Source organism: Streptomyces sp. NPDC046985 (assembly GCF_040644415.1).
GTDB lineage: Bacteria > Actinomycetota > Actinomycetes > Streptomycetales > Streptomycetaceae > Streptomyces.
In genome coordinates this window covers 1-17,660 of the sequence record NZ_JBEYWK010000003.1, presented here as the reverse complement: position 1 = coordinate 17,660, position 17,660 = coordinate 1, and the positions used below count along the sequence as shown (strand labels likewise).

Below are 17,660 nucleotides of genomic sequence, written 5' to 3'. Positions count from 1 at the left end.
GTGGCGCATCCTGGGCCCGGTGAGCAGAATCGGCTCGTGGAACCCGTCATTCTCACCACCGACCGCCTCGTCCTGCGCACTGTCGGGCCCGAGGACACCGCCGCGGTGCACGCCGCCGCCCAGGACTCCGAGATCCAGCGCTGGACGCTGGTCCCCTCCCCCTACCTGCCCGAGCACGCGCGGGCCTTCACCGAGCAGATGGTCCCCGACGGCTGGGCGAACGGCTCGATGTTCACCTTCGGCCTCTTCCTGCCCGGTCCGGGCGGGGAGCTGGCGGGCATGCTGGGGTTGACGATGCGGTCGCTGGGCTCGGCGGAGATCGGCTACTGGGGCGCCCGGGAGCACCGGGGCAACGGCTATGTCAGCGAGGCCGCCCGCGCCGTCGCCCGCTGGGCCTTCACCGAGGTCGCCGTGGACCGGCTGGAGTGGCGCGCCGAGGTCGGCAACGCGGCCTCCCGCGCGGTGGCCGAACGGGCGGGCTTCACGGTGGAGGGCGTGCTGCGCTCCGGGCTCAACAACAAGGGGGTGCGACGGGACTGCTGGGTGGGCTCCCTGCTGCCCTCGGACCTGGGGCTGCCGTCGACGGCGCCGTACCTGCCCGCGCGCGGGTGAGCGTCCAGCGGCTTCCGGCCGCTCCTTGGACGCCCTTCACGCCCGCGCCGCCGTGAGGGCGTGAGCGGCGCCGGGCGATGCGAAAGCGCAGCTCAGGCCGCGTTGTCGGCGCCACCCTCTATCGTGCGGTCCATGACGTCCCTCCCGCGCCCCAGCACCGAGTTGTCGGCGGACGAAGCCCGCCGGATCGTCCTGCGCGCCCAGGGGTTCCTCGGCGCCCCCGACCGGCGGGCCGGCGTGCGCGGCGTGCTGCGCGACCTCGGCGCGGTCCAGCTCGACACCATCTCCGTCCTCGCCCGCTCCCACGAGCTGATCCCCTACGCCCGCCTGGGCGCCGTCGGCCGCGCGACCGTCGACGCCGCCTACTGGACGCAGACGCACGCCTTCGAGTACTGGTCGCACGCCGCCTGCATCCTCCCCATCGAGGAGTGGCCCCACTTCGCCTTCCGCCGCCGCGCCTACCGCGGCCGGCCGCACTGGAACCACGAGCTGCCCGAGGGCGCCTACGAGCGGGTCGTCAAGCAGCTCACCGTCGAAGGCCCGCTGACCGCCACGGAGTTGGGGGGCGCCAAGAAGACCGCCGAGTGGTGGGACTGGTCCGGGTCCAAGGTCGCAGCAGAACGCGCCCTGATGTACGGCGAGGTGGTCTGCGTCGAGCGCCGCGGCTGGAAGCGGGTGTACGACCTCGCCGAGCGCGCCGTCCCGCCCGAGCTGCTGCACGACCGGCTGGACGACGCGGAGTGCCTGCGCCGCCTGGTCCGGCTGGCCGGCCGGTCCCTGGGCGTGGGCACCCGCGCGGACCTCGCCGACTACCACCGCCTCAAGGGCGAGCAGGTCGACGCGGTGATCGCCGACTCGGGCCTGGTCCCGGTCACGGTGGAGGGCTGGTCCAAGCCGGCCTGGGCGGACCCGGAGGCGCTGGCGGCGCCGCCGCGCGGCCGCCACCGCACCACGCTGCTGTCCCCGTTCGACTCCCTGGTCTGGGAGCGGGCGCGCACCGAGCGGATCTTCGGCTTCACCCACCGCCTGGAGGCGTACGTCCCCAAGCCCAAGCGGGTGTACGGCTACTTCACCATGCCGGTGCTCGCCGGGGGCCGCCTCGTCGGCCGCGTGGACCCCGCCCGCGAGGGCCGTACGCTCGTGGCCCGGCAGGTCACCCTGGACGGCGCCCGGTCGGCGCCCGCCGTCGCCCAGGCGCTCATGGAGGCGGCGAGCTGGGTGGGCTGCACGGACATACGGGTGGAGCGGGTGGACGCTCCGGAACTGCGCGCACCCCTCGTCCACGCGCTCGCGGCGCTCTGATCCGGTCTGTTCCGGGGCGCCCCGCCGGGAGGCGCCCCTATCGGATCTCCAGGATCTTCTCCCGCATCGCGTACACCACCGCCTCCATCCTGGAGTGCAGTTGCAGCTTCTCCAGGATGTTGCGCACGTGGTTCTTCACGGTGTTCTCGGAGATGAACAGCTCTTTGGCGATGTCCCGGTTGTTCATCCCGGTGGCCACGAGCTTGAGCACCTCCAGCTCCCGATCGGTGAGCCGGGGCACGGGCACGAGGCGGCGCTCGTCGGTGCGCTGGATCATCGACTTGAACTCGGTGAGCAGCTTCGAGGCCATCGACGGGCTGATCTGCGACTGACCGTCCGCGACCGCCCGGATGGCGGTGGCCACCTCGTCCGTGGAGATCTCCTTGAGCAGGTAACCGGTCGCGCCCGCCTTGATGGCGTCGTAGAGGTCGGCCTCCTCGTCGCTGATGGTCAGCATGATGATCTTCGCGCTGGGGGCCACCTCCTTGATGGAGGTGCACGCCTCGATCCCGCCGCGCCGGGGCATCCGCACGTCCATCAGCACGATGTCGGGCAGCAGGTCGGCGGCCTTGTCGACGGCCTCGGCGCCGTCGCCCGCCTCGCCCACGACCTGGATGTCCTCCTCGGCGGCGAGCACGATCTCCAGGCCGCGCCGGAAGAGGGCGTGGTCGTCCACGACCAGGACTCTGATCGGCTCCCTGCCGGACACGTCCGTGTCCTGGTCGTCGCCGGCGCCGCGGTCGTCGGCATCCTCGTCCCGCATCGGTCCGAAGCTGTCCGTCATCGTTGTTCCTCCCCCTGAGGCTGTGGCCCGGCCTGCATGCGGGAGCCAACCCAAGGCAACGGCCCAGCGGTTGGGCCGTTGCCGGCCATGATTCCATGTCCGGCCGCCACTGCGGTGACCAAGCGGCGTGCGAAGAGGGCGCACGCCGGTGCCCCTGGGGGCGCGCACGCGCTCCAGGGGCACCGGCTCAACCGTCGGCCGGGAGGGTCAGCCGCCGAGCGGGCCGCCCGCCTCGGGAGGGTTCTCCACAGTGACCATCGTGTCCGTCGTGAGGTGGATCACGCCGTAGTCGTAGGCGTGCCGCCGGTAGACGACGCTGGGTTCCTTGGTCTCGGAGTCGACGAACAGATAGAAGTCGTGTCCGACCAGCTCCATCTCGTAGAGAGCTTGGTCGAGCGTCATCGGCGCGGCGACGTGCGTCTTCTCGCGGACGATGAGGGGTCCGTCGCCCTGGACCTCCAGCGAGCCGACCTTCGTGGTGGACGCCTGGTCCTCTTCCTGCTGGGCAGTGGTCAGCCCGTTTCCGTCGAGCGTGGCGACGCCCGGGACGTGGTCGGGAACCTCGGCCGCCGAGATCCGCCGCGCGCCACGGCGCGAGAAACGCTTGTCGTGCTGCTTGCGCAGCCGGGCCCCCAGCTTGTCGGCCGCCAGGTCGAGTGCCGCGTACGGATCGCTGGCCGCCGCCTCCGCCCGGATCACCGGCCCGCGAGAGCGGAGCGTGATCTCCACTCGGTCGCATCGGTCGGCCTGTCGGGGGTTGGGCTCCTTGGACACCTCGACGTCGAGGCTGATCACCTTGCCGTCGAGCTTCTGGATCTTCTCCAGATTCAGCTTCTCGGCCACGTGCTTACGGAACCGATCGGGCACCTCGGTCTTGCGGCCCTTGACGACGATGTCCACGCAGAACTCCGTTCCCGGATCGCTCCGCTTCGACGGCGGAGCATTTCCTTTTGCACCAGGCTCCGGTCGGCCCCGGAGCCTTGGACTCGGTGACGTCCACCTCCTCCTCCCCCGCGGGCGAGATCTCCACCCTGCCGGTGTGCGCGGTCACGGGTATAGCAGACGCGCGCTGCGAGTGCTGACGACCCGCCGACCATCGGCTCGGCAATCGGATGGATCTGCTAGATCGGGTAGAGGGGGAACAACCTGCGCCTTCCCTCATATCCCGAACATATCTCGCCCGGTGGGATGACGTCACCCTCTACTGCGACGTACCTCCGTTCAGGTGAATTACTCCCCTCTTTTGCTGCGACGACGCACGTGGGACGTCAGTTCCGGTTTATTTCGAAAGAGTCCGGCGAGGAAGCGACGACCGCCGCACAGAGCACGTCTCCGGCTTCGCGCGCACCCATGCCTCGCGCCGTGCAGTGCACCGGGTTCCCGTCCCTTCCCTGCCGTCCCGCAGCCTGTCCACCTGTCTCTTCCCAGACCCGCGCCGCGTACACGGCCGACCTCACCGCCCGCGCCGCCTCGCCCAGCGTGGCGCCCGTGGTCATCAGGTCGTCCACCAGCACGATCGGCCCGGCGCGCAGCAGTCGCGCGCCGCCCGCGACCACCTCCAGGGCCCCGGCGAGGTTCGCCAGCCGCTCCCGGGCGTCCAGTCCCGACTGGTCGGCCACCGCGCGCCGCTGGCGCAGCACGGCGAGCACCCGGGCACCCGTCCCGGTGCGGCGCAGCTCGCCCGCGGCCGCGAGCGCGATCCGCCGCGCCGGATCATGGCCTCGTGCCCGCACGGCGCGGCGCGCGGAGGGCACGGGCACGAGCAGCACGGGCCCCGCGCGGCCGTCGGCTCCAGCCGCGCGCAGCGCCGCCCGCACCGCGCCCGCCAGCGCCGCGCCCAGCGGACCCGCGAGCGCCAGCGCGCCCCGTTCCTTGTGGGCGAGGAGGGCCGCTCGCACCTCGTCCCCGTACGGCGCCGCCGCGTGCACCGGAGGCAGACCGGCGGGCGCCGGCCGCGGCCGCACCCGCAGCGGCGCGCTCCCCCCGAGGACGGCACGGCACCGGGGGCAGAGCACCGTGCGGGACCTGCCGCAGCCCGCGCACTCGGCTGGCAGCAGCAGGTCGGTGAAGTCCTGCCACCATCCGCGCATGGCTCCACTGTGCCGATCCGGCGCCGCCCCGACCAGCCCTGTGGACGACGCGGCACGGCAGCCTGTGGACAACTCCCCGAAGACCGCGCAAAGCCTCACTCACACGAGTGAAGAGGGAAGGGGGAGGAGGGGAAGGCGAGGGGGCCGACAAGCGCCGAGGAGAGCCGGGAGTCCCGTCACCGAAGACGCGTAGCCGATGACGCGCTGCCCGGACGCGCCACCGCCCGAAACGCCCCACCGCGCCACGCCACCCGAACGCCCCGCCCGGGACGCGCCACCGCGACACGTCACGCGGTCATCGCTCCGCGGCCACCCAGGCCGTCCATCCCAGGAGTCCGCCCGGAACGCTCGCACGAGCCCGTCCGCCCCAGGACGCTCGCCCCGGACGCCCGGCCCAGACACCCTCACCCCGGATAGACCGGCGCCGCCCCGTCCTTGACCACCTTCTGCCACTGCGACCCGGACGGCATCCGGACGATCCCGTCCACCGAGTCCGCGACCAGCGGCGACCGGTCGTCCGCGGAGGCGGCGATCGACTCCACCCCCGTCAGCGCGGCGGGCGCAGGCCCCTCCGGAGTGGAGCCGTCGACCTGCACGTACCGCAGCGTCTGCACGCCCCCCTGCTCGCGCCCGGCCACCACGAGCCGGCTGTCGCCCGCCCACGACATGGCGGTCACGTCCTCCAGCTCGGGTGCCGCGGAGCGCAGTTCGAGCACCGACACCTCCGGCTGGTCCCCGCTGCCGTCTCGCTCGATCCGCCCGATGAGCAGCGAACTCTTGGCGTCCTTGTGCCGCACCACCAGCGCGATCCGCACCCCGTCGGCGGCCACCCGCACCGCCTCGACACGGCCGTCGAGACCCGGCACCTGGACGTCCAGCGGCCGGCCCGCACCGCGTTCCAGGACCATCAGGCGGGGCCGGGCCGGGTCCCGGTCGGCCACCCACAGGTCGCCGCGCCCGTCCCAGCTCGGCGGCGTCAGCCGCTCGTCCTCGGTTCCGCCCCGGCTCTGCGCCACCGGTGCGCCGAGCTGTGCCCCGGGCGCCATCGACCCGACGAACAGCGACCGGTTGTCGTAGCCGACCCCCGCGGCGGTCCGCTCGTCCCAGGACACGGCCGCCGAGCCGAACTTCTGGGCGCCCTCGCCCAGGGCGCCCGGGACCGGGTCCGCGTGCGTCCCCGCGTCGCCCGCGGCCATGCGCACCAGCCGGCGCTTGTCGTCGAGGAAGTACAGGTAGTCGGGCCGCTTCATCGAGCCGCGGGCGGCGACGGTCTCGGCGCGGCCCTCGTCGAGCGTGCACAGCGTCCTGCCGTCGGGCCCCTGCAACGCCACCGTGTCCACGGTGGGCGTGAGGTTGCGCAGCGTGAACAGCATCTGCGTCGCCATCTCGGAGCACTGGCGCCGCCCGGCCCGCGCCGCCCTCTCGTTCAGCGGCAGCGTCAGCTTGCCCTGGTCGTCGGGGGCCAGCATCGAGACGCCGGCCCGCAGCGCCGTACCGGTCGGGAAGCTCGACCGGACCACCCGGTCCAGCCAGCTCGTGGGCCCGCTCAGCACGGACCGCACCATCTGCGTCATCGCGTCCACCCGACGGCGCACGAAGACCGGGTCGGCGACGGCCGTCACCGGCGTCCCGGTCCGCGTGTTGGAGGCGAAGTAGTACTTGTTGACGGACATGTAGTTGCGCTGGAAGTCCGACTGGCCCATGACGACGCCCTGGGGCGCCACGTCGATGCGCCACTGCCCGCTCTTCTTCTGCCGCGTCAGGTGCACCGGCTGGCTGTAGTCACCGCTCGTCGGCGCGTAGGACTGGCGCTCGTCCACCCGGGCCATCCTGCTGCCGCCCAGCGTGAACGCGAAGTCGTCGGAGTCCGCGTGCCCCGTGGTGCGGTCGACCTGGATGTACGGCCCGGTGGCCAGCACGGTCGTGGACCGCTCCGGCCGCCACCGCCGCGCGGCGTCGTCGGTCAGATACTGGCGGGCCGTCGCATACGTGGGATCGTCGCTGGTCAGCGCCTCCAGGAAGCCCTGCACGATCTCCGCGGGCGGAGCGTTCTCCCTGGGCGGCATGGCGAACACCCGCACCTCGGAGTCCTGGCGGGGCGTGGACTCCACGTCCCGCAGGTCGCCCGCGTCGGGCATCGACGCGCACCCCGCGAGCAGGATCGCCCCGCAGACGGCGTACGCCATCGCGCGCATCGAACGCCACCGCGCGCCCCTCTCGCGGTCAACGTCCACGAAATGCCTCCCCTTGCCGCGTCGACTCCCGCTCCCCGGCACCCTCCAGGTCCGCGGACGCCGTGCTCTCCTCGTCCGCCGGCCGTACGCCGGTCCTGGGCGCGGCGTCCGCCCGGCGCGCGCCCGAGGCGGGCCGGGGCACCACGCGCGCCCCGCTGCCGGGCAGCGCCGTCGGATCGGCCGCCGTGGCCGCCCCGGGCGCCCGGCCCGCCATCGGGTCCCGGCCCGGCGCCGCCGTCCGCTCCGCCGTCGCCTGCGCGGGCACGGTGGCCTTCTTGCCGTCGTCGCACCGCGCCCCGGCCTCGGCGGACTCGCGATTGCGGCGCGAGTCCCTGGGCTCCAGGGGGATCGGCGAGCCCCGCAGCGGCTCGTCCGCGGTCCTGGGCAGGGTCAGGCGGAACTGCGAGCCGCCGCCCGGTTCGCCCCACGCCTGGAGCCAGCCGCCGTGCAGCCGGGCGTCCTCCAGCGCGATCGACAGCCCGAGCCCCGTGCCGCCGGTGGTCCGGGCGCGGGCCGGGTCGGCCCGCCAGAAGCGGCTGAAGACCCGGGTGGCCTCGCCGGGTTTGAGCCCGACGCCGTAGTCCCGCACCGCGACCGCCACCGCGCCGCCCGCCGCGGCGAGCCGGACGACGACGTCCCGTCCCTCGCCGTGCTCGACGGCGTTGACGACGAGGTTGCGCAGCACGCGCTCCAGCCGCCGCGCGTCCGCCTCGGCGACCACCGGCTGCTGGTCGCCGGCCACGCGGATGCGCGTGCCCTTGCGCTCCGCGAGCGGCTCGGCGCCGCTGACCACCCTGCGGACGACCTCGCGCAGGTCGATCGGCTCGGCCTCCAAGGCGGCCGCCCCCGCGTCGAACCGGCTGATCTCCAGCAGGTCCGCGAGCAGCGACTCGAAACGGTCCAACTGGTCGGCGAGCAGTTCCGCCGAGCGGGCGGTGACCGGGTCGAAGTCCTCGCGCGCCTCGTGGATGACGTCGGCGGCCATGCGCACGGTCGTCAGCGGCGTGCGCAGCTCGTGCGAGACGTCGGAGACGAACCGGCGCTGCATCCGCGACAGGTCCTCCAGTTGGTTGATCTTCAGTTGGAGGTTCTGCGCCATCTTGTTGAAGGCCAGGCCCAGACGCGCGATGTCGTCCTCGCCGGTGACCTTCATCCGCTCCTGGAGCCGTCCGGTGGACAGCCGCTCGGCGATCCCGGCGGCCATCCGCACCGGCGTGACCACCTGGCGCACCACCAGCCAGGCGATGGCCCCGAGCAGGACGACGACGAACAGGCCCGCCGTGGCCAGGGTGCCCTTGACCAGGCTCAGCGACTTCTCCTCCTGGGTGAGCGGGAAGAGGTAGTACAGCTCGTACGGGTCGCCGTTGGGGTCGTTGAGCTGCTTGCCGATGACGAGGGCGGGCTGGGGCTTCTTGTCGGTGTCCTTGTAGATGATCCGGGTGTAGCGCTGCGCGGCGGTCATGCTCGTGTTGATCCGCGCGCGCAGGTCCTCGGGGACGCTCACCGTCGGATCGACCCCGCCGGAGGCGCGCGGGCCGCGTCCGCCGCCGCTGTCGTCGCCCGCGGGCAGGGTGACCACGTCGAAGGCGCCCTGGCCGCCGCTGGAGAGGGACAGCACCAGCTCGCTCATCCAGGAGATGACGTTCTGGGACGAGTGGCCGTCTCCGGCGGTCCCGTCGTCGGACGTGCCGGCCGCCGCCTCGTCGGCCTTCTGCTTGGCGACCGCGAACCCGCCGGTGGCCTGGCTCTGCGACGCCTTGACCTTCGCCTCCAGCAGGCCGTTGCGGACCTGGCCGATGACGACGAAGCCCAGCAGCAGCACCACGCCCAGCGACATCAGCAGCGTGGTGGCGACGACCTTGAGCTGGATGTTGCGCCGCCACAGCCGCATCACGGGCAGCAGCGGGCGGCGGACCCAGCGCAGCAGCAGGCGCAGGACGGGGCTGCCCTGCACGCCGCCGTGCAGCAGCCCGCCCTCCAGGAGGCGTCCCCAGCGGGAGCCCGCGTCCTCGCGGCCGACAGGCCGCTGGGCGCGGGCCCCGGGTCGGCCGGGCGCCGAAGCGGCACTGTCTCCAGTCACGTCAGCTCGGTCCGGCCTTGTACCCGACGCCCCGGACGGTCACCACGATCTCGGGCCTCTCCGGGTCCTTCTCCACCTTCGAGCGCAGTCGCTGGACGTGCACGTTCACCAGGCGAGTGTCGGCGGCGTGGCGGTAGCCCCACACCTGCTCCAGCAGCACCTCGCGGGTGAACACCTGCCACGGCTTGCGGGCGAGCGCGACCAGCAGGTCGAACTCCAGCGGGGTCAGCGCGATCGACTGCCCGTCCCGCTTCACCGAGTGCCCGGCCACGTCGATCACCAGGTCGCCGATGGTGAGCTGCTCCGGCGCGGGCTCTTCCGACCTGCGCAGCCGGGCCCGTATCCGGGCCACCAGCTCCTTTGGCTTGAACGGCTTCACGATGTAGTCGTCCGCGCCCGACTCCAGGCCCACGACGACGTCGACGGTGTCGCTCTTGGCCGTCAGCATCACGATCGGCACTCCGGACTCCGCCCGGATCAGCCGGCACACCTCGATGCCGTCCCGGCCGGGCAGCATCAGATCCAGCAGCACCAGATCCGGCTTGGCCTCGCGGAAAGCGGCCAGCGCCTTGTCGCCGTCGGCTACGAAAGACGGCTCGAAACCCTCGCCTCGCAGCACGATCCCGAGCATCTCGGCCAGTGCGGTGTCGTCGTCGACGACAAGGACTCGTCCCTTCATAAACGACATCATCCCATTCTCGTAACGTCTGCGAAGATCCAGGTGAGGCAGCTCACCGGCCTGTGACGATAGTCGTACGAGGGCGTCACTGTCTGCCTGGGTCCGCCGGAGTCGATGCCAGCCCCGATGCCGACTCCCCTCCCGCACCCGCCGCACTTGCTCCGCCCACGGCCCAGCGCGGCGCGGCAACGCGCGGCATGACAGGGCGAGGCACGGCGCGGCACGACGAGACGACGCGCGGCGCGATGAGACGTGGCGGGGAGAGGCGCGACGAGGCGGGGCAAGGCACGGTTCCCAGCCCTGCGGGGCCACACGGCACCCGGACTGCCCGGTTCCGCAGGCCGGGGCAGGCCGGGCACCCCGGAGCCGACCGGCGTTGTGCGCCGGGCCCAGCGGAACCCTTTCGTCTCCGCCGGGCCCGGAGAAACCCGTCGCCCTCCGCAGGCCCACGGAAGCCCTGCGACCGCGCCTGTCCCTCCTCGTCCCCCTGCCCCTACCCCTCCTTCGCCTTACGCCCGCGCCCGCACAGCTCGGCGAGACCCTCCCCGGTGACCGGCGAGAGGGTGCCCTCCTCCGTGACGATCGCGGTCACCAGCTCGGGCGGGGTCACGTCGAACGCCGGGTTGTACGCCTGGGTGCCCAGGGGCGCGACCGGGATCCCGCCGCCCGCGCCCGTGACCGGCATCTGGGGGGCGATCAGCTCGGTCACCTCGTAGCTCGGGCGCTGCTCGACCTCGATGGCGGACGCGTCTGCGGTCTCCAGATCCACCGTCGTCAACGGGGCCACCACGATGAACGGCACGTGGTGGTAGCGGGCGAGCACCGCGAGCGGGTACGTGCCCACCTTGTTCGCCAGCGACCCGTCGGCCGCGATCCGGTCCGCGCCGACCAGCACCGCGTCCACCTCGCCGGCCGCGAACAGCGAACCCGCCGCGCTGTCGGTGAGCAGGGTGTAGGCCATGTCGTTGCGGGCGGCCTCGTAGGCGGTGAGCCGGGCGCCCTGGAGCAGCGGCCGCGTCTCGTCCACCCAAAGCCGCCGCAGCCGCCCTACCCGGTGCGCTGCGAGCGCCACGGCGAACGCCGTGCCCTCCGCGCCCGACACCAGCGCCCCAGTGTTGCAGTGGGTGAGGATACGGTGGCCGCCGCCGGGCAGCAGCTCGTCCAGCAGCGACAGCCCGTGCTCGGCCAGCCGGCCGCTGGCTTCGGCGTCCTCCTCGTGAACTTTCCGGGCGGCGGTCAGCGCCGCCGCGGCCGCCTGCCCGGGGTCGCCGGTCTCGGCGAGCGCCGCCTGGTAGGCGGACCGGGCCCGATGCGCGCCGACCGAGAGGTTCACCGCGGTGGGCCGGGCGCCGGCGAGCGCGTCCGCCGCGTCGTCCACGTCGAAGCCGCGCGCGGCGGCGAGCGCGACGCCGTACGCGCCGGCGATGCCGAGCAGCGGCGCCCCGCGCACGGCAAGCGAGCGGATCGCGTCCACCAGGGCGGGCGCGTCCGTACACACCAACTCGACCTCTTCGGCGGGCAACCGCGTCTGGTCGAGGAGGACGAGGACCGGGCCCTCGGGCGGCTCCTCCCAGCGGATGGCGGGGATCCCCGCCGGCCGGTTCTCACCAAGGGTCTGCGCGTACTGATCAGCCATGCCGTCAGTGTTCCCCTTATACCGCCGACAATGAAAGAAGGCAGGCCCCTACCTCGGCCCGTCATTCGAACACCGCCCCGTGGCACGATGTCTGCCAACCTGCCGCCGCGACCGCGGAGGGGCACCGTGAAGGAGCGACGATGAACGACACTCCGGGCTGGGCATCGCCCGGATCCGCCCCGTCCGACGGACAGGGATCCGGCGCGTCCGGACCTGCCGACGCCGCGCGCCCGACCCGGCCCGAGCAGCCCGAGCAGCCCGCGGACCAGCAGGGCTCGCAGCCGCAGGACTCGCGGCCGCAGGCCCCCGGCGCGAAGTGGTCCGAGGACCAGCCGCCTCCCGGCCAGTGGTCCGCCCCCGCCGGCGCCCCCGACGCCCCGCCCTCCGGGCAGACCCCGCCGCCTCCCTCCGGCCCCGGCTGGGGCCCCCCGCCCTCCGGCGGCCCAGGCGCCGGACACGGCGGATACAGTGCCCCTGGCGGCGGGTACGGCGGGTACGGAGGCCCCGGCGGCGGATACGGCGCCTGGGGAGCGAGCTGGGGCGGTCCGCCGCCCGCGGCCAGGCCCGGGGTGATCCCGCTGCGCCCGCTGGGCGTGGGCGAGATCCTCGACGGCGCGGTGTCCATGATGCGCGCCTGCTGGCGCTCCGCGCTCGGCATCTCCCTGGGCCTCGCGGTCCTCACCCAGATCGCCGTGGTCCTGATGCAGCGCCTGGCGCTCAACGGCATGGCCGACGGCAGCGTGATCGGCAACCCGAACGCCACCCCCCGCGACGTGTTCCACGCGCTGCGCGGCCCCCTGGTCGGCTCCTGGGCGGCCCTCCTCCTGATCGCCTTGATCAGCACCGTCGCGGCCCCCGCACTGCTCGCGATGATCACCAGCCGCGCGGTACTCGGCACACCGGTCACCCTCCGCGAGGCCTGGGGCGACGCACGACCCCGGATGCTGAAGCTGGCCGGTCTGTTCCTCTTGCTCCTGCTCATCGTGCTCGGCGTGTTCACCGCAGCCGCCGTGCCCGCCGTCCTCGTCACGGTCTCCGGGCACCCCGGCGGCGGCATCGGCCTCGCCGCGCTGGGCTTCCTGGCCGCCACGGTGGTCGCCGTGTGGCTGCTCGTCCGCTTCTCCCTCGCCTCGCCCGCGCTCATGCTGGAGAGACAGGGCGTGAAGAAGGCGCTGAGCCGCTCGGCCAAGCTCGTGCGCGGCGCCTGGTGGCGGATCTTCGGCGTCCAGTTGCTGGCCGCGATCGTCATGGCCATCGTCTCGGGGCTCATCGTGATCCCGTTCAGCATCGTCGCCGACGCGGTCACCGGCGACGGCGTCTCCGGGCTGCTCAACGCCAGCGGCCACCCCGGCTGGACCTACCTGGCCATCAACGGGGTCGGAGCGGTGATCGGCTCGATGATCAAGTTCCCGGTCACGGCCGGTGTCACCGTGCTCCTCTACATCGACCAGCGCATCCGCCGCGAGGCTCTCGACCTCGAACTGGTCCGCGCCGCCGGCGTCAGGGCGGACGACCCCAGCGCACCCCCTGCGGGGAGCTGAGGCCGTGAGCCTGCCGGGGGGAGTTCTCAGCGTGCCGTCCGCGCTCGCGCGCACGGCACGCGCCGCCGCACGGGCCCTGCCGCGCGGCGGAACGCACTTCGCCGCCGCGGCCCCTGGCCCCGGCGGCGAACCGCCGGTTACCGTCCCGCGCGGCCCCGCCCGGGAAGCCGCCCGGCGTGAACTGGCCAAGCGGATATACCACGAGAACGACCCCGGCCTGCTCCGACGCGTCCTGAACCACTTCTGGGAGTGGATCGACCGCCTCTTCGGCGCCGCCTCGACCGCGACGCCCGGCGGCGCCGTCGGCCTCGTCGTCATCGTCGCGGCCGTCCTCGCGATGCTCGGCGCCCTGTGGTGGCGGCTCGGCGCACCGCGCCGCGAAGCCGCCTCCGCTCCGGCCCTGTTCGACGACCGCCCCCGCAGCGCCGCCGAACACCGCGCCGCCGCCGAGGCGCACGCCGCCCAGGGCCACTGGAACCAGGCCGTCCAGGAACGCATGCGTGCCCTGGTCCGCTCCCTGGAGGAACGCGCCCTGCTCGACCGCAGGCCCGGCCGCACCGCCGACGAGGCCGCCGCGGAGGCCGGTCTCACCCTGCCCGCGCACACCGACCGGCTGCGCGCCGCGGCCCGCGACTTCGACGTCGTGACGTACGGCGGACGCCAGGCCGCCGAGCAGACGTACCGGCGCGTCGCCGACCTAGACCGCGACCTGGTGACTGCCCGGCCCCGACTCGCCGACGGCGCCCCCGGCCCAGCCCCCGGCGCCCGCCAGGGAGCCGCCGGATGACCACCGAGGCCCCCGCTCCGGTCACGCCCTCGCCCACCGCCGCCGCGCCCACCGCCCGTCAGGGGTGGACCCGCTCGCGCGGCGTCCTGCTCGCACTCGTGCTGATCCTCGCCGCGGCCGTCGCCCTCGCCGCTCTCCGCTCCGGCGACCAGCACGGCCGCCTCGACCCGCGCTCCGCCGACCCCCAGGGCAGCCGCGCCGTCGCCGCCCTGCTCGCCGACCGCGGCGTCGACACACGCGTGGTCACCACCCTCGGTCAGGCACGCGCCGCGACCGGCCGCGACGACACCACCCTCCTGGTCGCCGTCCCCGACCTGCTGACGGACGACCAGCAGTCCCGACTGCGCACCGCGACCGCCGCCTCCGGCGGACGCACCGTCCTCGTCGCCCCCGGCGCACCGTCCGTCGGCCGTCTCGCCCCCGGCGTCACCGCCGACCCCGCGCCCGGCTTCGACACCGTGCTCGCCCCCGACTGCGCCCTGCCCGACGCCCGCCGCGCGGGCGCCGCCGAACTGGGCGACGGCGTCCGCTATTCCACTACCGGCCGAGCCGCAGACGCCTGCTACCCCAGCGACGGCCTGCCCACCCTGCTGCGCATCCCGCACACCGCCCAGAACGGCGACACCGTCGTCCTCGGCGCACCCGACGTCCTCTTCGACGACCGCCTCGACCAGCAGGGCAACGCCTCGCTCGCCCTGCAACTCCTCGGTTCCCGGCCCCATCTGGTCTGGTACCTCCCCTCGCTCGCCGACGACTCGGCGGCCGCCGACAGCGGCCAACGCGACTTCTTCGACCTGCTCCCCTCCGCCTGGCTCCAAGCCACCCTGCAACTCTTCCTCGCCGCCGTCCTGGCCGCCCTGTGGCGGGCACGCCGATTCGGCCCCCTCGTCTACGAGCGGCTGCCCGTCGTGATCCGCGCCTCCGAGACCGCCGAAGGCCGCGCCCGCCTCTACCGCAAGGTCAACGCCCGCGACCGCGCCGCCGCCGCTCTCCGCTCCACCGCACGCACCCGCCTCGCCCCCCTCGTAGGCGTCCCCGCCGCCCAGGCGCACACGCCCGAGACGCTGCTCCCCGCCCTGTCCGCCCGGCTCCAGCGCGACGGACAGGCCCTGCACGACCTCCTCTTCGGCCCGCCGCCCGGCGACGACGCGGCCCTCGTCTCCCTCGCCGACCGACTCGACGCCCTCGAAAGTGAGGTACGCCGTCCATGATGGACCCGACCACTGACAACGCCGGGAACACCGGGGACGCGACCGCCGCACGGTCCTCCCTGGAAGCCCTGCGCGCCGAGATCGCCAAGGCCGTGGTCGGCCAGGACCCCGCCGTGACCGGCCTCGTCGTAGCCCTGCTGTGCCGCGGGCACGTCCTGCTCGAAGGCGTCCCCGGCGTCGCCAAGACCCTGCTGGTCCGCACCCTCGCCGCCGCGCTCGCACTCGAGACCAAGCGCGTCCAGTTCACCCCCGACCTGATGCCCAGCGACGTCACCGGCTCCCTGGTCTACGACGCCCGCACCGCCGAGTTCTCCTTCCAGCCCGGCCCGGCCTTCACCAACCTCCTCCTCGCCGACGAGATCAACCGCACCCCGCCGAAGACCCAGTCCTCGCTGCTGGAGGCCATGGAGGAACGCCAGATCACCGTCGACGGCGCCCCGCGCCCGCTGCCCGACCCGTTCCTCGTCATCGCCACCCAGAACCCGGTCGAGTACGAGGGCACCTACCCCCTGCCCGAGGCCCAGCTCGACCGCTTCCTCCTCAAGCTGACCGTCCCGCTGCCCTCCCGCCAGGACGAGATCGACGTCCTCACCCGGCACGCCGCCGGGTTCGACCCGCGCGACCTGCGCGCCGCCGGCGTACGCCCCGTCGCCGGCCCCGCCGACCTCGACGCCGCCCGCGCCGCGATCGCCAAGACCACCGTCTCCCCCGAGATCGCCGCCTACGTCGTCGACGTCTGCCGGGCCACCCGCGAATCGCCGTCCCTCTCCCTCGGCGCCTCCCCCCGCGGCGCCACGGCCCTGCTGTCCACCTCCCGTGCATGGGCCTGGCTGACCGGCCGCGACTACGTCATCCCCGACGACGTCAAAGCGCTCGCGCTGCCCACCCTGCGCCACCGCGTGCAACTGCGTCCCGAGGCCGAGATGGAGGGCGTGACCGCCGACTCGGTCATCACCGCCGTTCTCCAGCACGTCCCGGTGCCCCGCTGATGGCTCTCACCGGACGCGCCGCGCTCCTCGCGGCCCTCGGCGCCCTGCCCGTCGGCCTCTGGGACGCCGGCTGGACGGGCCTCCTCGCCGTCAACGCGCCGCTGGCCGTCGCCTGCGCCTGCGACTACGCCCTCGCCGCCCCCGTACGCCGCCTCCGGCTGTCCCGCTCCGGCGACGCCTCCGCACGCCTCGGCGAGACCGCCGACGTCACCCTCACCGTCGCCAACCCCTCGCGGCGCACCCTGCGCGCCGGGCTCCGCGACGCCTGGCCGCCCAGCAGTTGGCAGCCCGGCGCCGAGACGACGGCCTCCCGCCACCGGCTGACGGTCCCGCCCGGCGAACGCCGCCGCGTCACGACCGTGCTGCGCCCCACCCGCCGCGGCGACCGCAGCGCCGACCGCGTCACGATCCGCTCCTACGGCCCCCTCGGCCTGTTCTCCCGCCAAGGCGCCCACCACGTCCCCTGGACCGTGCGGGTGCTGCCCCCGTTCACCAGCCGCAAGCACCTGCCCTCCAAACTCGCCCGGCTGCGGGAACTCGACGGCCGCACCAGCGTGCTCACCCGCGGCCAGGGCACCGAGTTCGACAGCCTGCGCGAGTACGTACCGGGCGACGACACCCGCTCCATCGACTGGCGCGCCACCGCCCGCCAGTCCACGGTCGCCGTCCGCACTTGGCGCCCCGAACGCGACCGCCACATCCTGATCGTCCTCGACACCGGCCGCACCTCCGCCGGCCGGGTGGGCGACGCCCCACGCCTGGACGCCGCCATGGACGCGGCCCTGCTCCTCGCGGTCCTCGCCTCCCGCGCCGGCGACCGCGTCGACCTGCTCGCCTACGACCGCCGGACCCGGGCCTCCGTACAGGGACGCGCGGCACGCGACCTGCTGCCGTCCCTGGTCAGCGCCATGGCCTCACTGGAGCCCGAACTCATCGAGACCGATGCCCGAGGGCTCGCCGCCGCCGCTCTGCGCACGGCGCCGCGTCGCTCCCTGATCGTGCTGCTCACCAGCCTGGACGCCGCTCCCGTCGAGGAGGGACTGCTACCGGTGCTTCCGCAGCTCACCCAGCGCCACACAGTCCTCGTCGCCTCCGTGGCCGATCCCCAGATCGCCCGTATGGCGTCGGTACGCGGCACTGCCGAAGCGGTCTACGAGGCCGCGGCGGCGGCACAGTCCCAGGCCGAGCGTCACCGCACGGCGGAACATCTCCGCCGCCAAGGCGTCACCGTGGTGGACGCGACCCCGGACGAGCTGCCTCCGGCGCTGGCGGACGCATACCTCGCCTTGAAAGCAGCCGGCCGTCTTTGAGACCGGATCCCCTCCCGAGAGGCCGGCCCTCTGCCCCCTCAGTACCGCGCATTGCACAGTGCTGAAAAGGCGGTGAAACGCAGAGAACCCCGCACCGAAGGGTGCGGGGTTCTCTCAAGAATTGTTCGGCGGTGTCCTACTCTCCCACAGGGTCCCCCCTGCAGTACCATCGGCGCTGTGAGGCTTAGCTTCCGGGTTCGGAATGTGACCGGGCGTTTCCCTCACGCTATGACCACCGAAACACGATGAAACAGACGACCAGCACCACACCCCCCTGGGGGGTGCGGCGGTCGTTCGTGGTTTCAGAACCGACACAGTGGACGCGAGCAACTGAGGACAAGCCCTCGGCCTATTAGTACCGGTCACCTCCACACCTCACGGTGCTTCCAGATCCGGCCTATCAAC

At 73.7% G+C, this 17,660-nt stretch carries 14 protein-coding genes and 1 rRNA gene; 7 read left to right on the top strand and 8 right to left on the bottom strand.

The features are described from left to right. Positions 1 to 36: 36 nt before the first annotated feature. Together ABZ861_RS04675 and ABZ861_RS04670 are read left to right on the top strand one after the other, a co-directional pair. Positions 37 to 612 carry a GNAT family protein gene (locus tag ABZ861_RS04675; protein WP_361623673.1) on the top strand — a complete coding sequence of 192 codons (576 nt, stop codon included), beginning with the start codon at positions 37 to 39 and terminating at the stop codon, positions 610 to 612. Between the two features lie 132 nt (positions 613 to 744). Then, positions 745 to 1,914, top strand: coding sequence for a crosslink repair DNA glycosylase YcaQ family protein (locus tag ABZ861_RS04670; RefSeq protein WP_361623670.1), 1,170 nt, complete (start codon positions 745 to 747; stop codon positions 1,912 to 1,914). Between the two features lie 37 nt (positions 1,915 to 1,951). On the opposite strand, the gene ABZ861_RS04665 is transcribed toward ABZ861_RS04670, so the two are convergent. From ABZ861_RS04665 to mtnA, 7 genes are all read right to left on the bottom strand, one after another. Next, positions 1,952 to 2,698 carry a response regulator transcription factor gene (locus ABZ861_RS04665; RefSeq protein ID WP_361623667.1) on the bottom strand — a complete coding sequence of 249 codons (747 nt, stop codon included), beginning with the start codon at positions 2,696 to 2,698 and terminating at the stop codon, positions 1,952 to 1,954. 207 nt (positions 2,699 to 2,905) lie between these two features. Beyond that, on the bottom strand, positions 2,906 to 3,598 hold the full coding sequence (gene raiA, locus ABZ861_RS04660) for a ribosome-associated translation inhibitor RaiA (RefSeq protein ID WP_361623664.1): 693 nt from the start codon (positions 3,596 to 3,598) through the stop codon (positions 2,906 to 2,908). A 368-nt stretch (positions 3,599 to 3,966) separates the two neighbouring features. Further along, positions 3,967 to 4,788, bottom strand: a complete 822-nt coding sequence (locus ABZ861_RS04655; RefSeq protein WP_361623661.1) for a ComF family protein — start codon at positions 4,786 to 4,788, stop codon at positions 3,967 to 3,969. A gap of 404 nt (positions 4,789 to 5,192) precedes the next feature. After that, positions 5,193 to 6,983, bottom strand: coding sequence for an LpqB family beta-propeller domain-containing protein (locus ABZ861_RS04650; protein ID WP_361624424.1), 1,791 nt, complete (start codon positions 6,981 to 6,983; stop codon positions 5,193 to 5,195). A 28-nt stretch (positions 6,984 to 7,011) separates the two neighbouring features. Further along, complete coding sequence (mtrB, locus tag ABZ861_RS04645) at positions 7,012 to 9,102, bottom strand: MtrAB system histidine kinase MtrB (RefSeq protein ID WP_361623658.1); 2,091 nt, start codon at positions 9,100 to 9,102, stop codon at positions 7,012 to 7,014. A 1-nt stretch (position 9,103) separates the two neighbouring features. Further along, entirely contained in the window at positions 9,104 to 9,793 is a 690-nt protein-coding gene (mtrA, locus tag ABZ861_RS04640; protein ID WP_005316841.1) for a two-component system response regulator MtrA, read from the bottom strand. 481 nt (positions 9,794 to 10,274) lie between these two features. Further along, entirely contained in the window at positions 10,275 to 11,417 is a 1,143-nt protein-coding gene (mtnA, locus tag ABZ861_RS04635; RefSeq protein WP_361623654.1) for an S-methyl-5-thioribose-1-phosphate isomerase, read from the bottom strand. A gap of 140 nt (positions 11,418 to 11,557) precedes the next feature. Here mtnA and ABZ861_RS04630 point away from each other — a divergent pair, with 140 nt between their 5' ends. The 5 genes from ABZ861_RS04630 to ABZ861_RS04610 all read left to right on the top strand — a co-directional run bounded on the left by ABZ861_RS04630 (position 11,558) and on the right by ABZ861_RS04610 (position 17,255). Next, complete coding sequence (locus ABZ861_RS04630) at positions 11,558 to 12,958, top strand: glycerophosphoryl diester phosphodiesterase membrane domain-containing protein (protein ID WP_361623651.1); 1,401 nt, start codon at positions 11,558 to 11,560, stop codon at positions 12,956 to 12,958. A 76-nt stretch (positions 12,959 to 13,034) separates the two neighbouring features. Beyond that, positions 13,035 to 13,745, top strand: a complete 711-nt coding sequence (locus tag ABZ861_RS04625; protein WP_361624421.1) for a DUF4129 domain-containing protein — start codon at positions 13,035 to 13,037, stop codon at positions 13,743 to 13,745. Beyond that, positions 13,742 to 14,956, top strand: a complete 1,215-nt coding sequence (locus tag ABZ861_RS04620) for a DUF4350 domain-containing protein (RefSeq protein ID WP_361623648.1) — start codon at positions 13,742 to 13,744, stop codon at positions 14,954 to 14,956. Before ABZ861_RS04625 ends, ABZ861_RS04620 begins: the two co-directional genes overlap by 4 nt. After that, the gene (locus tag ABZ861_RS04615) at positions 14,956 to 15,945 is read left to right on the top strand and encodes a MoxR family ATPase (protein ID WP_361624418.1); all 990 of its coding nucleotides are present in this window, start codon (positions 14,956 to 14,958) and stop codon (positions 15,943 to 15,945) included. The genes ABZ861_RS04620 and ABZ861_RS04615 overlap by 1 nt, the downstream gene beginning before the upstream one ends. Beyond that, positions 15,945 to 17,255 (top strand): DUF58 domain-containing protein, encoded by a 1,311-nt coding sequence (locus tag ABZ861_RS04610; protein WP_361623645.1) that lies wholly within the window; start codon positions 15,945 to 15,947, stop codon positions 17,253 to 17,255. Before ABZ861_RS04615 ends, ABZ861_RS04610 begins: the two co-directional genes overlap by 1 nt. Positions 17,256 to 17,378: 123 nt before the next feature. On the opposite strand, the gene rrf is transcribed toward ABZ861_RS04610, so the two are convergent. After that, positions 17,379 to 17,495, bottom strand: a 5S ribosomal RNA gene (gene rrf, locus ABZ861_RS04605). Positions 17,496 to 17,660 lie beyond the last annotated feature (165 nt).